Annotated in this window: 14 protein-coding genes; 4 read left to right on the top strand and 10 right to left on the bottom strand. The window is 60.4% G+C overall.

Translation table 11 applies throughout. The features are described 5' to 3' along the window. Positions 1-78 precede the first annotated feature (78 nt). The 9 genes from dnaE to ACUIAD_RS05060 form a co-directional block, all read right to left on the bottom strand. Positions 79-3,636: a DNA polymerase III subunit alpha gene (gene dnaE, locus ACUIAD_RS05100; RefSeq protein WP_110451859.1), complete on the bottom strand. Its 3,558-nt coding sequence runs from the start codon at positions 3,634-3,636 to the stop codon at positions 79-81. Between the two features lie 43 nt (positions 3,637-3,679). Beyond that, positions 3,680-4,609 (bottom strand): RluA family pseudouridine synthase, encoded by a 930-nt coding sequence (locus ACUIAD_RS05095; RefSeq protein WP_110451858.1) that lies wholly within the window; start codon positions 4,607-4,609, stop codon positions 3,680-3,682. Next, the gene (locus ACUIAD_RS05090; RefSeq protein ID WP_445342963.1) at positions 4,606-5,136 is read right to left on the bottom strand and encodes a signal peptidase II; all 531 of its coding nucleotides are present in this window, start codon (positions 5,134-5,136) and stop codon (positions 4,606-4,608) included. Before ACUIAD_RS05090 ends, ACUIAD_RS05095 begins: the two co-directional genes overlap by 4 nt. A gap of 12 nt (positions 5,137-5,148) precedes the next feature. Then, a complete protein-coding gene (locus ACUIAD_RS05085) occupies positions 5,149-6,546 on the bottom strand; it encodes a DivIVA domain-containing protein (protein ID WP_445342962.1) in 1,398 nt (465 codons plus the stop codon). 91 nt (positions 6,547-6,637) lie between these two features. Next, the gene (locus ACUIAD_RS05080) at positions 6,638-6,922 is read right to left on the bottom strand and encodes a YggT family protein (RefSeq protein WP_445342961.1); all 285 of its coding nucleotides are present in this window, start codon (positions 6,920-6,922) and stop codon (positions 6,638-6,640) included. Positions 6,923-6,963: 41 nt separating this feature from the next. Continuing rightward, entirely contained in the window at positions 6,964-7,431 is a 468-nt protein-coding gene (locus ACUIAD_RS05075; RefSeq protein WP_445342960.1) for a cell division protein SepF, read from the bottom strand. 18 nt (positions 7,432-7,449) lie between these two features. Continuing rightward, a complete protein-coding gene (gene ftsZ, locus ACUIAD_RS05070) occupies positions 7,450-8,622 on the bottom strand; it encodes a cell division protein FtsZ (RefSeq protein WP_110451853.1) in 1,173 nt (390 codons plus the stop codon). Positions 8,623-8,852: 230 nt separating this feature from the next. Then, entirely contained in the window at positions 8,853-10,031 is a 1,179-nt protein-coding gene (gene dusB / locus ACUIAD_RS05065) for a tRNA dihydrouridine synthase DusB (RefSeq protein ID WP_110451852.1), read from the bottom strand. Continuing rightward, positions 10,018-11,535 (bottom strand): glycine--tRNA ligase, encoded by a 1,518-nt coding sequence (locus ACUIAD_RS05060; RefSeq protein WP_110451851.1) that lies wholly within the window; start codon positions 11,533-11,535, stop codon positions 10,018-10,020. Before ACUIAD_RS05060 ends, dusB begins: the two co-directional genes overlap by 14 nt. Positions 11,536-11,735: 200 nt before the next feature. Here ACUIAD_RS05060 and ACUIAD_RS05055 point away from each other — a divergent pair, with 200 nt between their 5' ends. The 4 genes from ACUIAD_RS05055 to ACUIAD_RS05040 all read left to right on the top strand — a co-directional run bounded on the left by ACUIAD_RS05055 (position 11,736) and on the right by ACUIAD_RS05040 (position 16,372). Then, positions 11,736-12,071, top strand: coding sequence for an MTH1187 family thiamine-binding protein (locus tag ACUIAD_RS05055; protein WP_110451850.1), 336 nt, complete (start codon positions 11,736-11,738; stop codon positions 12,069-12,071). Positions 12,072-12,132: 61 nt separating this feature from the next. After that, positions 12,133-13,206 (top strand): LacI family DNA-binding transcriptional regulator, encoded by a 1,074-nt coding sequence (locus ACUIAD_RS05050; RefSeq protein WP_445342959.1) that lies wholly within the window; start codon positions 12,133-12,135, stop codon positions 13,204-13,206. A gap of 261 nt (positions 13,207-13,467) precedes the next feature. Further along, entirely contained in the window at positions 13,468-14,760 is a 1,293-nt protein-coding gene (locus tag ACUIAD_RS05045) for an MFS transporter (protein WP_110451848.1), read from the top strand. Between the two features lie 88 nt (positions 14,761-14,848). Next, on the top strand, positions 14,849-16,372 hold the full coding sequence (locus tag ACUIAD_RS05040; protein ID WP_110451847.1) for a glycoside hydrolase family 32 protein: 1,524 nt from the start codon (positions 14,849-14,851) through the stop codon (positions 16,370-16,372). Between the two features lie 233 nt (positions 16,373-16,605). On the opposite strand, the gene ACUIAD_RS05035 is transcribed toward ACUIAD_RS05040, so the two are convergent. Next, positions 16,606-17,802 (bottom strand): MFS transporter, encoded by a 1,197-nt coding sequence (locus tag ACUIAD_RS05035; protein WP_110451846.1) that lies wholly within the window; start codon positions 17,800-17,802, stop codon positions 16,606-16,608. Positions 17,803-17,817: the final 15 nt, after the last annotated feature.

Here is a 17,817-nt window from a genome sequence, read left to right as displayed (position 1 = left end):
TGATGGTAGTGAACTTTTGTGTCGCCACAGCCAGCGACTCTCCCCAATCCCAAATGGTGAGACGGTTCCGGGCGCGTTCTAGGCCGACGGCAGGCAGGAGGGCCCAAAGACCGACTTGATTTCGGCCACCATGGATGTGTCATGCCTAGTACGGAATCCGTCGCCGAACGTCAGCAGACGCACATTGCCCCGGTCGTCGCGGACGGCCAGACGGACCTGGCAGTAGCCAGGGTGGGACTTGAGTATCCGGGCCAGCCGCTCCATGTGCCCCCGATCCAGGGCCTGCCTGGGCAGAGTGATGGTCAGGGGCCGCTCGTCCGCAGACTCAAGGACAGGCACCTCCATATCATTGGCGCGGATGTTGGTGGCCTCATCGCGCAGCTCGACCATTCCCTTTATCCGGATGACCGAGTCCAGGATCAGGTCATCGGCGTGTGCTTCGTAGACTTTGCCGAAGAACATGCATTGAATGGAGCTCTCCAGGTCTTCGATGGTAACGATGGCCCACGGATTGCCCTTCTTCGAGACCCGGCGATCCACTGCAGTGACCAGCCCCGCCAGGGTCACCACCTTGCCGTCCATGCTGTTGGACCGGTTGAGCAGCTGAGCGATGGACATGTCACGCATGCCGGCAAGGACCGAGGTCATGCCGCTCAACGGATGGTCGGATACGTACAGGCCCAGCATCTGCCGCTCGAAGTTGAGCTTGGTGGACTTGTCCCACTCATCGATGTCGGGCACGGTTACCTGGGCATCACCCAAGGCGTCCTGCTGGGGCACGTCGTCATCGGCATCAGCAAAGAGGTCAAACTGGCCTTCGGCCTGCTTGCGCTTGATGGGCATGACCTGGTCGACGGCCTCGTCATGGATTTGGAAGAGAGCCCTTCGATTGGGGTCGATGCCGTCAAAAGCGCCGCCCTTGATCAGGGATTCCACGGTTCTCTTGTTGAGCACCTCCATGGGCACCCGCTTGACGAAGTCCATGAAGTTGACGAACTTGCCCCGGGGCCCCTGGCGCTCCTTGATGATGTCCGCCACCACCTTGTCGCCCACATTGCGAATGGCTCCTAGGCCGAAGCGGACCACGTCGCCGACGGCGGAGTACTCAGCCACGGACTCGTTGATGTCAGGCGCCAGGATGCGGATGCCCATCCTTCTTGCCTCGCCCAGATAGAGGGCGGTCTTGTCCTTGTTGGTCCGCTCGTTCTGCAGCAGGGCGGCCATGAACTCCACTGGATAGTGGGTCTTCAGGTAGGCGGTCCAGTAGGCGATCAAGGCGTAGGCAGCAGAGTGCGCCTTGTTGAAGGCGTAGCCGGAGAAGGGCACCAGAACGTCCCAGACCGCCTGTGCAGCCTCCTGAGAGTAGCCGTGCTCCTTCATGCCTTGGAAGAAGGGGACCTGCTCCTTGGCCAGGACCTCAGGCTTCTTCTTGCCCATGGCCCTTCGCAGCACATCGGCTCGGCCCAGGGAGTAACCTGCCAGAATTCGAGCTGCAGACTGGACCTGCTCCTGATAGACGATCAGGCCATAGGTCTCATCCAGCACGCCCGCCAAGGGCTTGGCCACCTCGGGGTGGATGGGCTCGATCTTCTGCAGCCCGTTCTTCCGCTTGGCATAGTTGATGTGCGAGTTCATATCCATGGGCCCTGGCCGGTAGAGGGCGATCAGGGCGGAGATGTCGTTGAAGTTATCGGGTTTGAGCATGCGCAGCAGGGAGCGCATACCATCACCATCGAGCTGGAATACGCCCAAGGTATCGCCCCGGGAAAGCAGTTGGTAGGTTTCCTTGTCATCCAGGGGAACTTTCTCGATGCTGATGGGCTCCTTGCCGTTGCGCTTGATGTTGGCGACCGTGTCTCTGATGACCGTCAGGTTGGACAGCCCCAGGAAGTCCATCTTGACCAGCCCAAGGGTCTCACAGGTATGGTACTCGAAGGTGGTGGTCACCGTGCCGTCGGTGCGCTCCATCAGCGGCGAGGTATTGGTGATGGGATTGGATGCCATGATGGTGGCGCATGCATGCACGCCGGTCTGGCGGATGATGCCCTCGATGCCCTTGGCCTCCTCGGTGATCCGCTTGACATCCGGGTTGGACTCGTACAGGTCACGGAACTCCTTGGCCTCCGGATAGCGCTTGGACTGGGGATCGAAGATATCCTTGAGACTCATGTCCTTGCCGTTGACCGCAGGCGGCAGGGCCTTGGTGACCTTGTCGCCCACCGAGTACTCATAATCCATGATTCTGGCCGAGTCCTTCAGGGCCTGCTTGGTCTTGATGGTGCCGTAGGTCACGCACTGGGCCACCTTGTCGGAGCCGTACTTGCGGCCCACATAGTCCAGGACCTTCATGCGCCCCTCAGGATCAAAGTCCACGTCGATATCAGGCAGCGAGACACGCTCAGGGTTAAGGAATCGCTCGAAGATCAGACCGTGCTTGAGCGGGTCCAATTCGGTGATGCCCATGGCGTAGGCCACCATGGATCCTGCCGCCGATCCACGGCCCGGCCCCACCATGATCCCGTGGTTCTTGGCCCAGTTGATGTAATCGGCCACCACCAGGAAGTATCCGGTGAACTGCATCTGGCAGATGACCCCGCACTCGTAGTCGGCCTGGTGGGATACCTCCTCGGGTACCCCGTCCGGGTAGCGGTTCTTGAGGCCCTCGTCCACCTTCTTCAGAAAGAGCGAGGTCTCGTCCCAGCCTTCCGGGCAGTCGAACCGGGGCATGAAGGCCCCGTCCTCGTGATCGTCGAACATGACGTTGCAGCGTTCCGCGATCTCCAGGGTATTGTCGCAGGCCTGGGGAAACTCCTTGAAGATCTCGCGCATCTCCTGGGCCGAGCGGATGTAGTAGCCGCTGCCGTCAAACTTGAAGCGGCCGGGATCGGTCAGCCGGGATCCCGAGTTGATGCAGAGCAGAGCATCCTGGGCCGAAGCATCCTCCTTGCGCACATAGTGCGAATCGTTGGTGGCCACCAGGGGAGCATCCAGACGGCGGGCGATCTCCAGCAGATCCTTGGTCACCCGATGCTCGATCTCCAGCCCGTGATCCATCAGCTCCACGTAGTAGTTCTCCTTGCCGAAGATGTCCTGGAACTCCCCGGCAGCCCGCAGGGCTTCGTCGAACTGGCCCAGCCTCAGCCTGGTCTGGACGATGCCAGAGGGGCAGCCGGTCGTGGCGATGACCCCCTTGTGGTAGGTGGACAGCAGGTCCTTGTCCATACGGGGCCACTTGCCGACCAGGCCCTCCAGATTAGCCACCGAGGAGGCCTTGATCAGGTTGACCAGGCCCGTATCGTCGCTGGCCCAGAGGGTCATGTGAGTGATGAAGCCGCCTCCGGAAACATCGTCCGAACGCTGCTCGTCGGTTCCCCAGTGGACCCGGCTCTTGTCCTGTCGGGCGGTCTCTGGGGTCACATAGGCTTCAATGCCGATGATGGGCTTGATGTCGGCATCCACGGCCGTCCGCCAGAGCTCGTAGGCTCCGTGCATGTTGCCATGGTCAGTGATGGCCACGGCCGACTGCCCCAACCGTCCCACCTCAGCAATCAGATCGGGTATCCTGCTGGCCCCGTCCAAGGTGGAATAGTGGGTGTGAGTATGAAGGTGAACGAAGTCTGACCGAGTTGAGGACATATCTCTAATTTACCCAGGCCCCTGGCAGAATCGCCGGAGTCCGCTAGCTGCGTATGCCGGAGGCGCTCTGACGCTCGATCTGCAGGGAACGGCGCAGATCAGGCGGGTAAGAGGAAACCACCTTGGTCCAGATCCTGGTGCGGGGATGGCGGAATTCAAGACGCATGGCATGCAGCCACTGTCGCTTCAAGCCCAGTCTGTCCGCCAGGTCGGGGTTGGCTCCATACATATGGTCGCCCACCAGGGGATGGCCTATTGAGGAGAAGTGCACACGTATCTGATGAGTACGCCCAGTCTCCAGATTGACGCTGACCAGAGTAGCCGAGCCGAAGCGCTCCAGCACATCCCAGTGGGTGATGGCCTCCTTGCCCGCAGGGGTGACCGTGAAACGGAAGTCCGAGACGCGGGCCCGGCCAATGGGGGCCTCGATGGTGGCCTTGTCCTCGGAAAGATTGCCCTGGACCAGGGCGTGGTATATTTTCACGACCTCATGCCGGGCGAACTGTCGGCGCATCTCCTTGTAAGCCAGATCGGACTTGCAGACCAGCATGAGGCCGCTGGTACCTGCGTCCAGGCGGGAGACGATGCCCTGACGGCCCTGGGCACCCATGGAGGTGATGTGAGTGCCCCGCTGCAGGAGGCTGCCCAGAACGGTTGGTCCGGTCCAGCCTATGGAGGGATGCGCCGCCACCCCCACTGGCTTGTCGACGACGACCACGTCCTCATCCTCGTAAACCACAGGCATATCCTCGGCCACCGGCTCCACCTGCTTTATCGACTCGGGCTCATCCAGCTCTATCAGATCGCCGAGCATCAAAATGGTGGCCTTGCTCACCCTGCGGCCCATGATCCGCACACGGCCCTGGGCCACCAGATCGCTGGCCTTGGCCCTGGACAGGCCAAGCATCTTGGACAGGGCCATGTCCAAGCGCCGACCCACCAGAGCATCAGGCGCAGGAAGAAGCCGGGTCACTTGGCCGCTCCCCCATGTCCTTGGGTTCTGGACCGGTCACTGAACTCTACATTGCAGGCGATGAGAGCCACCATGACCACAGCGGCCAAGGTCAGATAGATGTCGGCCACATTGCCCACCGACCAGCCGTAGTCCAGAAAGTCGACCACGGCGCCGTCAAGAAAGCCTGAAGCATAGGCCACTCGGTCGATCAGATTGCCTGCTGCCCCGGAGAAAGCCAAGGACAGGGCCATGGTCCAGACCATGGAAGTGGTGCGCAGAGCCAGAACAATCAGGAGCAGACAAGCGGCCAGGGCGATCAGGGATATGACCCAGGTGCGCCCGGACCCCAGACCTAGGGAGGCTCCAGGGTTGCGCACCAGACGCAAGCCCCGCAGAGGACCTGGCAGAGCCACCCTAGATCCATCACCTAGCCGTGCCAAGGCCAGGGCCTTGGTCACCTGATCCAGAGCAATGGCCGCCGCAGCCAGAGCGACGAAGACGGCCACGCGCCTGCGCAGCCGTCCCTCGTGTATGTTCTTCGTCATTACCGGATGGGCTCAGTGTGCCTGTTCGGACTTCTTCTCCATGGACTGGTAATTGCTGGTGTCCGAAAGCTGGTGGACAAGCTGGTTAAGGAACTCGGTCAGTTTGCTGCGGTAGCCAGCCTCGAACTGCTTGAGCCCCTGGATATTCTCCTCCAGAACCTTGGACTGGTCCATGAGCTTGCTCTTGACATCGGTGGCGTAGCGGTCGGCGCTGTCGCGAGTGTTCTTGTCGTACTCCTGTGCCCGAGTCTGCACCTGGGTCTCGTACTCGTCGGCCTGGGTGTGCTGGCGCTTAGAATAAGCATCGGCGTCAGAGCGGGTCCTGGTCGAGTATTCATCGGCCTGCGAGCGTATACGCTGCGAGTAGCCATCAGTTTCGGAGTGCACTCGCTTGGAGTATTCCTCAGCCTTCTTGACGATTTCGTCGTACTTAGCCTGACCATCGCCCACCAACTCGGCGGCTTTGGCCTTGCCCTTATTCACGTACTGGTTATGTAGCGTCGTGGCCATTTTGAGCATGGCGGTGGATCTCGCTTCGATGCTGTCCTCGTCGGCACCAGCACCTGCTATCCGTTGCAGACTGCCTGTTTCGGTGGAAGGCTCGGCCTTCGAAACCTGCTGACGCAGCTGCTCCTCACGCTGACGGGATTCCTCCAGCTGCTTGTTCAACTGCTCGGTGCGCTGCTGCTGTTCCTGAGATGTCTTCTGAGCCTGGGCGATCTGCTGGCGTACGGTGGCCATGCTCTGTTGAGAGCTATTGAGCTGGTTGGTCAGCGACTGAACCTGCTGGCGGGCCTGGTCGCGCTCCTTCTGCATGGCTGTCAGCTGGTTGTCCAGCGCCTGAACCTGCTGGCGGGCCTGGTCGCGCTCCTTCTGCATGGCTGTCAGCTGGTTGTCCAGCGCCTGAACCTGCTGGCGGGCCTGGTCGCGCTCCTTCTGCATGGCTGTCAGCTGGTTGTTCAGCGCCTGGCTGTCGTTGCCTGCAGCGGCCTGGGCTGTCAGCTGATCAATCTGAGTGTTGAGCTGTTCAACCTGACGCTTCAACTGGTCGTTTTGGGAGACCAGGGTCTTGACCTGGTTCTGGGACTCGGCCAAAAGCCTCTTGGCTTGGGCATCAGTGGCCGGTTGTTGTTCCGCATAGCTCTGGGCCTGCTTCAGATCCCGGTTTTCCGCCTGCAGCGATTCCACCTGAGCCGTCAGATCGGAGATCTTGGAATTCAGCGAGGCGACATCCGTACCCAAGGACTGCGTCGAAGCCGTGTTGCTCTGCATGGCTTGCTTGCCCAGAGCTTCAACCGTCTGCTGGACCTGATCCAGAAAGTCGTCAACCTCGTCGACGTCGTAGCCTTCCTTGAACCTCACTGTCTGGAACGTATGCTCACTTATGTCAGTAGGCGTCAATAGAGCCATATGTTTCTCCACCTCGCTTCAGGCCAACTAGCCCGATCGTGTTCTCTAACTGCATGCTAGCACGGGATATGTCGTATCAGCGGTCTTGTCGCTACCCCAACAACACCTGGATGATGATCAGTGCTGCATAGAGCACCATGAAGGAAACATCAAGTTGGATTCTGCCCATAGGCAGGGGCGGAATGTAGCGGCGCAACCATCGCAGGGGCGGTTCAGTCAAGGCATAGATGACATGGATGAGCGAGGCCATGAAGCCACGCGGATACCAGCGCTGCGACAGAACCAGAACCCAGTCCAGGATCATCCGCACGAAGAGTATCAGCAGGTAGGTCTCGATGAGGATGTCCACCAGATATCGAACAAAGGAAACAAGCATGCGTCTTTAAGCTCCTGCGGGCAAGGCTTTCGGGGCGTCGGTCACTGGTCGAAAAGCCCCCTGGCCGATGAGCCTGACTTGGGCTCCTCCACCTTGATGTTGACCTGTGCGGGACTGAGCAGGAAGACTCTGGGAGTGACCCGCTCAATGGATCCACGCACTCCGAAGACCACACCAGCTGAAAAATCGACAATCCTGTATGCTACTGACTCGGACACTCCAGTCAGATTGAGGACCACCGGCACCCCGTCCCGCAGGGCCCTGCCGACCATTTGGGCGTCCTCATAGGACTTGGGATGGATGGTGGTGATGCGGTTGATCCGGCTCTGGAAGGGCGTGGACTCGGCCTCCTGGCCATTGGACGTGGATTGTGCAGCCATGGGGGTCACGGAGTGATCAGTGTCGAAGCCTTCACGGGCCTCGTCATCATCGGCCAGGTCGTCGTCATCGTCGTCCACGACATCCGACATTCCGAAAAAGGACATCGCGTTTTTCATCAATCCTGCCATATCTGCTCCTTCACCTCATCACCGCAGAAAATCGGGGATATCCAGATATCCCGGGTCGGAAGTGCCGTCGTCGCCGGAGTCGGGGAGCACCACATCATGTTCGGAGGTCTCATCGGACTCCGCTTGAACGGACGGGCCTGTCACCGGCTGTTGAGGCTCCTGGACCGGGGCTGCCACTGCCGGTGCTGCAGTCGAATCCACTGTCGGAGCCGGGGTCTCCTCCTTCTTGGGAGTGGGATCGAATCCCGCAGCAATGACCGTGACCCGCACCTCGTCCCCATAAGCGTCATCCAAGGCCAGACCCCAGATGATCTGAGCCTCGGGATGGATGGCATCCTGCACCAGCTGGGCGGCGGCAGATGCCTCCTGCATGCTCAGGTCAGTGGGGCCAGCGACGTTGATCAGGGCTCCATGCGCTCCCTCAATGCTCTCTTCCAGGAGCGGAGAGGAGATGGCAATCTCGGCCGCCTGGGTGGCTCGATCCTCGCCCCTGGCCGCGCCGATGCCGAAGAGGGCGGTGCCTGCATCCTTGAGGATCGCGGTGACGTCAGAGAAGTCCACGTGAATGTACGAGTTCATGGTGATCAGGTCGGTGATGCCCTGAACGCCGGCCAGCAGGGCCGTATCAGCAGTCTTGAAAGCATCCATGACCGATACCGTGCGATCGGACAGATCCAGAAGCCGGTCATTGGGAATAACGATAAGGGCATCGACCTCCTTGCGCAGGTTCTCGATGCCCGATTCGGCGGAAGCGGAGCGCCTGGGTCCCTCAAAGGTGAAAGGCCGGGTGACCACAGCAATAGTGAGCGCGCCCTGCTGACGGGCCGCGCGCGCAACCAGCGGACTGGCACCGGTGCCGGTGCCGCCGCCCTCCCCAGCTGTGACGAAGACCATGTCGGCGCCCTTGAGGACCTCTTCAATGTCGGATTGATGGTCCTGAGCAGCCTTAGCGCCCTTCTCCGGATCGGCTCCGGCCCCCAAGCCGCGGCTATTGGCATCCGAAAGGGAGATCTTCACATCGGCATCGGAGCGCAGGAGATCCTTGGCATCGGTGTTAATGGCCACGAATTCGACATTCTGCAAGCCCTCGGCGATCATGCGATTGACAGCATTGCCACCGGCTCCACCAACACCAACGACCTTGATGTTGGTCTTGTCGTTGAAATTGTCATTCTGGGCAATCTCGCTCACAGTATGCTCCTGTCACTCACGTTACGCTCAACTCTAGCGCAGGTCGTATACGCCAACACGCATTTGCCCACAGGCGTTCCGACCCTCTCTTACGGCCGTGGGCCTTGGGCACGGGATACTGCAGCCGACTACCCCGGCTTTCAAGAGAACCTCCACGCCGTTCTGTCCGTATTCTAAACCCTGATTCTAGATCTGGGCGCGCATGGTTGGCGACGAGAATATTTCCATCTTCAGTAGGACGCATCCATAGGGTCGTTGCCGAAGAGCGTCTCGCGCTCCTGATGGGTGGTGGTCCGCGAATCCAGCCAACCATAGGGCAGACGGACCTTTTTGGCATAGCGGACCCGACCCCGGGGCTTGCCGGCCACAGCGCGCGGATAGGGCATGTCCTGGTCCAGATCAGCTATGCAGCGGTCCAGCTCATCCAGGCTCTCGCAGGCCATGAAGTCGCGGCGCACCTGTCCTCCTACGGCGAAGCCCTTGAGATACCAGGCCACGTGCTTGCGCATATCGTGGACGGCCATGCGCTCATCGCCGTCGTAGAACTTGACCAGGAGCCGGGCATGGCGAGCCATGATGGCCCCCACCTGGCCCAGGGTGGGCTCCTGCCGTTCCGGAGAACCTGCCAGGGCCGCCGCGATGTCTGCAAAGAGCCAGGGGCGGCCCTGGCAGCCCCGGCCAATAGCCACGCCTGCGCATCCGGTCTGTGCAAACATATCCAAGGCATCTTCAGCGGTCCAGATGTCCCCGTTACCGAAGACAGGGATGTCGACGGCCTGGACCAGCTGAGCGATCCGATCCCAGTCGGCATGACCGCCATAGTATTCAGCCGTGGTTCTGGCGTGCAGGGTCACAGCGGCGCACCCTTCCTCCTGGGCGATGTGAGCAGCCTCCAGGAAGGTCTCGTGCTGGTGGTCGATGCCCACCCGGATCTTTGCAGTGACAGGGATTCCGACAGGAGAGCAAACAGCTACCACGCGATGAACCAGCTCGGAGAAGAGGTCGGTCTTCCAGGGCAGGGCGGACCCGCCGCCATGCCTAGTGACCTTGGGAACCGGGCAGCCGAAGTTCATGTCGATGTGATCAGCCCAGCCAGCATCGACCACCATCCGCGTGGCCTGCTCCATAATCTGAGGGTCTACACCATACAGCTGCAGGGAGCGCACCCTCTCCTGCGAGGCGAAGCGGCAGAGCCGGAAGGCCTTGGGATTGCGCGCCACCAAGGCCCTGGCCGTGACCATCTCCCCCACATACAGCCCATCAGGTCCATACTCGCGGCAGATCAGGCGGAAGGGCCAGTTGGTCACACCCGCCATAGGTGAAAGCATGACCGGCACAGGCACGGTAATAGGGCCGAGCTGAACCGGAGCGACCTTGGAAGCGGCGCGATCAGTCTCAGTACCGGCCACCGGCCTCGGCCACCTTGATCGGTTCGCTCTCGTCCGTGCCCGGCTCGCCGGCCAGGTCCGTGTAGCCGTCAGCGGCACGTGCACCGGTCAGATCAGCCGGGCCCATAGGGTAACGCACCCGCTGCTCGCCGACGACCCGGCGCACATAGTCCTCCACCTGATCCAGGGCCACCCGGTCCTGCTGCATGGAGTCGCGGTTGCGAATGGTGACTGCCTTGTCATCCAGAGTGTCAAAATCCACGGTGATGCACAGGGGGGTGCCGATCTCATCCTGACGACGGTAGCGACGTCCGATAGCGCCGGACTCGTCGTAGTCCACCATCCACTCGTTCTGGCGCAGGTCGGCGGCCAGGTCATGGGCGATCCGCTGCAGGTCAGGCTTTTTGGATAGAGGCAGGACAGCGGCTTTGATCGGGGCCAGCCTCGGATCCAGACGCAGTACGGTGCGCCGGTCGACTCCGCCCTTGGTGTTGGGGGCTTCATCCACGTCATAGGCATCCACCAGGAATGCCATAAGCGAGCGCGTCAGACCGGCCGCGGGCTCGATCACGTAGGGGATGTAGCGTTCCCCGCTGGCCTGGTCGAAGTAGCTCAGATCCTCGCCCGAGTGCTCGGCATGGGCTTTGAGATCGTAGTCGGTGCGGTTGGCCACGCCCTCCAGCTCGCCCCACTCTGAGCCTTGGAAGCCAAACCGGTACTCGATGTCCACGGTCCGCTTGGAGTAGTGGGCCAGCTTCTCCTTGGGATGCTCATAGTGGCGCAGGTTCTCGGGCTTGACGCCCAGGTCCACGTACCAACGGGTCCTGGCGTCGATCCAGTACTGATGCCACTGCTCGTCGGTACCGGGATGGACGAAGAACTCCATCTCCATCTGTTCGAACTCTCTGGTGCGGAAGATGAAATTGCCGGGAGTTATCTCGTTGCGGAAGCTCTTGCCCATGTTGGCGATGCCGAAGGGAGGCTTGGAGCGGGAGGATGCCATGACGGACTTGAAGTCCACGAAAATGCCCTGAGCGGTCTCGGGGCGCAGGTAGTGCAGGCTCTTCTCGTCCTGGACAGGTCCCAGGTGGGTCTGCAGCATCATGTTGAAGTCCCGCGGCTCGGTCCACTGACCCTTGGTGCCGCAATCCGGGCAGGGAATGTCCTTGAGGCCATTTTCCGGATCGTGGCCGTGCTTCTCAGCGTAGGCCTCCTCCAAGGTGTCGGCCCGGTGCCGCTTGTGGCAGTTCAGGCACTCGATCAGCGGGTCGTTGAATACGGAGACATGGCCCGAGGCCTCCCAGACCGCCGTGGGCAGGATGACCGAGGTGTCTACGCCGACCACGTCGTCGCGGGTAACGACCATAGTCCTCCACCATTCGCGCTTGATATTGTCCTTGAGCGCTACGCCCAGGGGGCCGTAATCCCAGGCCGAGCGCGTCCCGCCGTATATCTCCCCTGCAGGGAAGACGAATCCCCGACGCTTGGCCAGGGAGATGACCTCATCCAGTTTCGATACTGCCACTGATCACACCTTCTGCTCGGAAACCCCCTCCTCGGGGGACATACGACCTGATGACCGGCCTCCAGCATACCTTCGGCGGATGACCGGCTGTCAGCGTAGAGGCCTACCATCGAAGGAGGAACGGGAGGCCGCGCAGGTGACCGCTGGGGACACCGGGCATCCTGCCTACGAACACCAATCGATGTGGAAAGGTTCCCGATATGCCCGATATGAATGACCCATCCTATCTGAATACCGTAGCCGAGGTCACGATTGCACCCTCTGGCCAGGGCGAGGAGATGTCCACTTACGTGGCCCAGGTCATCAAGGTCATCAGGGATTCGGGACTGCCCAATCAGACCAACGCCATGAGCACCGTCATCGAAGGGGATCTGCACAAGGTCATGGAGGTTACGGAAGAGGCCACGCGGGTCCTGGCCGAGCAGGGATATCGGACCGGCGTCAGCCTCAGGCTGGACATCCGCCCCGGCAAGCGGGACCAGATCCATGAGAAGGTGGAGCTGATCGACCGGATCCTGGAAGGAAAAAATCGCTGAAGCCTCCTTGTCACCGAAAATCGGCCGCGCTGAAATCGCCTGAGCAAGTTAAGGTATGCCCATGATCACGATGAAGCAGATCGCCGAACGCATAGGCGTCTCCGTCTCCACCGTCTCCTTGGTGCTTAACGGCCACGACAAGGGCAGAGTCAAGTCGGAAACCGCCCGAAAGGTGCGCAGTACAGCCAAGACTATGGGCTATCGGCCCAATCCCATGGCTAGGTCGTTGCGTACCAGCAAGACCGGCATGCTGGGCTTCATCAGCGAAGATGTGGCCACCACACCATATGCAGGCGCCATCATTCAGGGAGCACAGGATGCGGCGGCCGAGCGCGGCTATGTGCTTCTCACCGTCTCCACCGATGGAAGCGTCCGGGAATCCGAGCAGATCCGGGCTTTGAAGCGCTATGGGGTGGACGGCTTCCTCTTCGCCAAAATGTATGACCAGAATGTCGACCTGCCCCAGGCTCTGCGCTCCTGCCCTACCGTGGTGGTCAACGCGGTAGAGCGGGACAACCGCTGCCCCAGCATCGCCCCTGACGAATTTCTGATCGGCTACGATGCCACCCGTCACCTGATCGAATCAGGCTGCCGCCGAGTGGCCTACCTGGGCACCACACAGGATTTGCCGGCACAAGCAGACAGAATGCGCGGATACCAGGCCGCTCTCAAGGAGGCTGGGTTACCTGCGAGTAAAGCCTTGATTCGCTTAGTGGGCTTCAATCAGGAAGCCATGGACCAGGTGAATGATCTGGTGGACGGTCAGCATCCCGATGGAGTTTTCTGCTTCAATGATTCGCGCTCTTTCTACCTGTATCAGGCCGCCGCTGCCCGGCATCTGATTATCGCCAGGGACCTCAATTTGGTAGGCGTGGACAACCACCAGGTCGTAGCCGAAACCACAGCACCCCCCTTGACCACGGTCGAACTGCCCCACTACGAGATGGGCTTCTGGGCAGTGCGGCGACTGCTGGCGCAAATCAACCCCCGTCGCGTTGCCCTGCCGCTGCCTAAAACCCGTGCCATCCTGCCACCGCTTGATCAAACTGACGGGGTGCGGATCCATTGCGCCCTGATCCGCAAGGGCTCCACTCGACTCGATGCCGCCTTGGACCCAGTCGTAGCCAGCCACTAAATCCAGGATCGCCCCCCCCTGCCCTAGCAAGATGATAAGCCAGGATCGAATTCCGGCAGGCTTAGCGGCAATCGCCAATCGGTCAGGATCCTTTGCTAGCTACTAGTCGTGCTCTTAGGAACGCACAGCGTTCGTCAATCGTTTGACGTAAATCGATTGACAGCCTACTATACATACCAGGATTCGCTCTGCACATAGGACGTGCAGCGAACCTGGAGGCACTGCGGAGAAGCGGTGCACAACTAAGGAGAGAGGGGCAGCATGGCCGCCAAATCATCGGCGTGGAGGAACCCATCCTATCTGGAATCCTCCACCGGAATATTCTTCTTCTTCTGCGCATGGGGCATCTGGTGGTCCTTCTACCAGCGGTGGCTGGTGACGGGCCTGGGGATGAACAACACGCAGGTAGGCAACATCTACTCCATCAACTCCGTGGCAACCCTGATCATCATGTTTGTCTACGGGGTCATCCAGGACGAACTTGGCGTGAAGCGTCGCCTGGCCATCTTCATCGCCGCCATCGCCGCTCTGGTGGGACCTTTCGTTCAATTCATCTATGCGCCGCTCATGCGTACCAACATGATAGTTGGCGCCATGCTGGGCGCTGTGGTCCTCTCGGCCGGCTTCATGTCAGGCTGCTCCCTGATCGAGGCCATCACCGAGCGCTATTCTCGCAAGTTTGGCTTCGAATATGGGCAGTCCCGGGCCTGGGGCTCCTTCGGCTACGCCATTGTGGCTCTGATCGCCGGCTTCGTCTTCAACATCAACCCCATGATCAACTTCTGGCTGGGCTCCGCCTTCGGCCTTTGCATGCTGCTGGTCTACGCCTTCTGGATCCCCGACGAACAGCGCGAGGAGATCAGCCGCGAGTCGACCCCCGAGGGCGAGAGGTCTCAGCCCTCCTTGGGCGATATGCTTCACGTGCTGGGTATGCCAGCCCTCTGGCTGCTGATCGTCTTCATGATCTTCACCAACACCTTCTACACGGTCTTTGACCAGCAGATGTTTCCCACCTACTATGCCAACCTCTTCGCCACTCCGCAGCTAGGCAACCAGGTTTATGGCGTCCTCAACTCCTTCCAGGTCTTCCTGGAGTCGGCCATGATGGGCGTCGTACCCGTCATCATGCGCAAGATCGGCGTTCGCAACTCCCTTTTGCTAGGGGCCACGGTCATGTTCGCCAGAATCGGACTGTGCGGTTTCTTCCACGACCCGGTCATGGTCTCCATCGTCAAGCTCTTCCACTCCATCGAAGTCCCGCTCTTCAGCCTGCCGGCCTTCCGCTACTTCACACTGCACTTCAACCCCAAGCTGTCTGCCACCCTCTACATGGTTGGCTTCCAGATCGCCTCCCAGGTGGGCCAAGTAGCTCTGTCCACACCGCTGGGCATGCTCCACGACCGGGCCGGAGACCAGGTCACCTTTTATACCATCTCATTGGTGGTGCTGGTCGCTCTGATCTACGGTATCTTCGTGCTCAAGCGCGACGACCAGCAGGTGGATGGCGACCCCTTCATCAGGGATTCGCAGAAGACTGCCGTCACTCAGGGCTGAACCCCGTGCAAATCCATTCATGCACATCGACCATCAGCGGATCCCGCCCGACCAGCCAGGTCCGGCGGGGACCGGAAAGGATTCAAGGATGAACCAGCCAACAAACAAGGAGAACGCCGATATGAGCGCTCAGCTGGACAAGGCCCAGAAGAGCATCGATCGGCTCTTCGCCACCCGCAATGACCGCTGGTATCCACTGTGTCACATCGCTTCCAAGGCAGGGTGGATCAACGACCCTAACGGTCTGAGCTATTTCAAGGGCCGCTACCACGCCTACTTCCAGCTCAATCCCTACGGGAGCGAATGGGGCAACATGCACTGGGGACACGTCTCCAGCGCCGACCTGGTCACCTGGCGGCGCGAGCCGCTGGCCATGGCACCCACGCTGGAATTCGAGAAGGACGGGGTCTTCTCCGGATCGGCCGTGGTTGGTGATGACGGCCGCCTGACCATCTACTACACCGGTCACCGCTGGCGCAACGGGGTCAACGAAGACGACGGCAACCTCCAGGAGCAGTGCATGGCCGTCTCCTCCGACGGCATCCACTTCGAGAAGAAGGGAGTGGTAGTCCCCTGTCCCGACGACAGGATACTGCACTTCCGCGATCCCAAGGTGTGGAAGATGAGCGGACTCTGGTACATGGTCTTCGGAGTCAGCACCCCCGCTCATCGGGGCGAGATCTGGATGTATACCTCCAAGGATATGGAGCACTGGACCTTCGACCGGGTGATCTACCGGCACCCCGACCCACAGGTCTTCATGCTGGAGTGTCCCGACATGTTCCCCCTGGAGGACAAGTGGGTGATCTGCTACTCGGCCATGGGCCTGAAGCCCCACGGATTCGAAGCCCGCAATCACAACAACGCCGGCTATGTGATCGGCAGCTGGCAGCCCGGCGGCGACTTCCATCAGGAGACTGAATTCCATCTCTGGGACGACGGCCATAACTTCTATGCACCGCAGACTTTCCAGGCCTCTGACGGCCGCCGACTGGTCTTCGGATGGATGAGCCCCTTCACCGAGCCCATCCCCATGCAGGAGGATGGTTGGTGCGGCCAGTTCACGGTGCCCCGCGAGGTTACCCTGGCCAGCGACCATCTGCGCTGCCTGCCCGTGCGCGAATTCTCCAACCTGGACCAGGACCAGCAGAACTTCGGCCCCATCGAGTTGGATGTGAACGGCAGCCAGGATCTGATGGACGACGCCCAGACCGCCGACATCAATCTGGAGATCGATCTGAACAGGTCCCAGGCCGAACGCATCGGTCTGGAGATCCACAAGACACAATCCGGCGACCACACGCTGGTTTGCTACGACGATCAACTGGGCCGCGTAGTGCTGGACCGCCACTGCAACACCTATGGGGACCGCGGCTATCGCACAGCTCCCGTCGACAAGTCCTCGGGCAAGCTCAAGCTGCGCATCATTGTAGACCGGGGCTCGATCGAGGTCGTCGTCAACGACGGACTGGAGATCATGTCCTCCTACTCCTTCCCTGCCGAAGGGCCGCGCGGCATCCGCCTGATTGCCGAATCCGGCGAGGGCAAGGCCCTGATAAACTCCCTCTCTATCGCCCGGCTGGGCACCATCTGGGAACAGCCGGATCGCTAATCCTGCTCCCCTAGTCGGCATAGAAAAGGCCTGCCTCCCTGAAATCGCTCAGGGGGCAGGCCTTTTGCCTTGCAAGCCTCGCCTTTGAGCATCCATGGTCAGAACCAAAAATCGGAAATCCTAGAAGAGGCAGCAGTCCTTTATCAATGACTCCTTGCCGTAGATCGGCAGTCATGACTCGGTCCCAGACACCTGATCCTCGGAACCAGAATCAGGCCGATCCAGCTTCGGCTTTACCTGCCTACCTTGACCAGCAGAGCCATCAGTCCGGAAGCGATGGCCGCCGCACCCATGAAGAGGAAGGCTCCAACGAAGGATCCGCCGGCGGCCTTGACCAGATAGCCGATGATCATAGGGGCCAGGAATCCGCCCAGGGTGCCGCCAGTATTGATGATGCCAATGGCGGAGCCGATGATGCGCGGATCCATGATCTTGTGGGGCCAGGTGAAGATGCCAGTGAAGGCCACCACGGAGACGCAGGACACCAGGATCAGCAGCAGGAGGGAAAGCCAGATGTTGCGCGAGAACACAAAGCATACGACCAGGATGGCACTGATCAGCCCGGCACCCAGGATGGCCGCCTTTTCCCTGCCCAGGAAGAGCTTCGAGAGCAGCTGACCGGCATAGATGGTCGCAACGGTCGTGAATACCGCATTGACCGCCAACAGGATGCCAGCTTGGCCGATCGTGAGATCGAAGGTGTTTTTTATAAAGGTGGGCATCCAGGAAATATTGCCGTACAGGAGGATGTTGAGCAGAAGCATGGCCACGAAGAGAACCAGCACATTCCGATTCTTCAGGACCTCGAGGAACCCTGCACCCTTGGCTCCGGGCTTCTGATCAACCTCGGGCTGGCGAGGCTGGGAGGGCACAAAGATCAGGATGCAGACAAAAGCCAGCAGATAGAGGGTGCCTAGCACGCCGTAAGCCAGGTGCCAGTTGATGGCAACCAGGTTGGCGCCCAGGACGAAGGCTAGAATGCCGCCGATGCCCGAGGTCGACAGGATCAAAGACTGTACGAAGGTGCGCCGTTCCTGGGGGAAGTTCTCCGCAATCGACTTGGAGCAGGAAGGAGGATAGCCGCCATGACCCATGCCGGCGAAGAACCGGACGATGATGAAGAAGATCAGACCATTAGCCAGGCCGAACAGGTAGCTGAACAGGCCGATGATGATCATGGATGCCATCAGCACCCGCTTGGCTCCAAGCCGGTCGGCCAGCCATCCGCTGGGTATCTGCATGAGCGAGTAACCCAGGAAGAAGGCCGACATGATGATGCCTGTCTGACCCGAGTCAAGATGGAACTGCTCGGAAATGGGAATGATGGCGGTCGAGATCATGTTCTTGTCCATGTACACGATCGAGTAACCCGCCATCAGGGAGAAGATCAGCGTTCCGCTTGCCGTTTTTGAGGATTGCTTGATTGCCATTGGTCTGTCATCCTT

The sequence above is a fragment of the Bifidobacterium sp. ESL0819 genome (assembly GCF_052606245.1).
This window is presented reverse-complemented; position numbering and strand designations above follow the sequence as displayed.

Excerpts from the sequence above, each read along its gene's own strand:
- dnaE (WP_110451859.1), bottom strand. The coding sequence starts at position 3,636 with ATGTCCTCAACTCGGTCAGACTTCGTTCACCTTCATACTCACACCCAC.
- ACUIAD_RS05090 (WP_445342963.1), bottom strand. The coding sequence starts at position 5,136 with ATGACGAAGAACATACACGAGGGACGGCTGCGCAGGCGCGTGGCCGTC.
- ACUIAD_RS05085 (WP_445342962.1), bottom strand. The coding sequence starts at position 6,546 with ATGGCTCTATTGACGCCTACTGACATAAGTGAGCATACGTTCCAGACA.
- ACUIAD_RS05080 (WP_445342961.1), bottom strand. The coding sequence starts at position 6,922 with ATGCTTGTTTCCTTTGTTCGATATCTGGTGGACATCCTCATCGAGACC.
- ACUIAD_RS05075 (WP_445342960.1), bottom strand. The coding sequence starts at position 7,431 with ATGGCAGGATTGATGAAAAACGCGATGTCCTTTTTCGGAATGTCGGAT.
- ACUIAD_RS05055 (WP_110451850.1), top strand. The coding sequence starts at position 11,736 with ATGCCCGATATGAATGACCCATCCTATCTGAATACCGTAGCCGAGGTC.
- ACUIAD_RS05050 (WP_445342959.1), top strand. The coding sequence starts at position 12,133 with ATGATCACGATGAAGCAGATCGCCGAACGCATAGGCGTCTCCGTCTCC.
- ACUIAD_RS05045 (WP_110451848.1), top strand. The coding sequence starts at position 13,468 with ATGGCCGCCAAATCATCGGCGTGGAGGAACCCATCCTATCTGGAATCC.
- ACUIAD_RS05040 (WP_110451847.1), top strand. The coding sequence starts at position 14,849 with ATGAACCAGCCAACAAACAAGGAGAACGCCGATATGAGCGCTCAGCTG.
- ACUIAD_RS05035 (WP_110451846.1), bottom strand. The coding sequence starts at position 17,802 with ATGGCAATCAAGCAATCCTCAAAAACGGCAAGCGGAACGCTGATCTTC.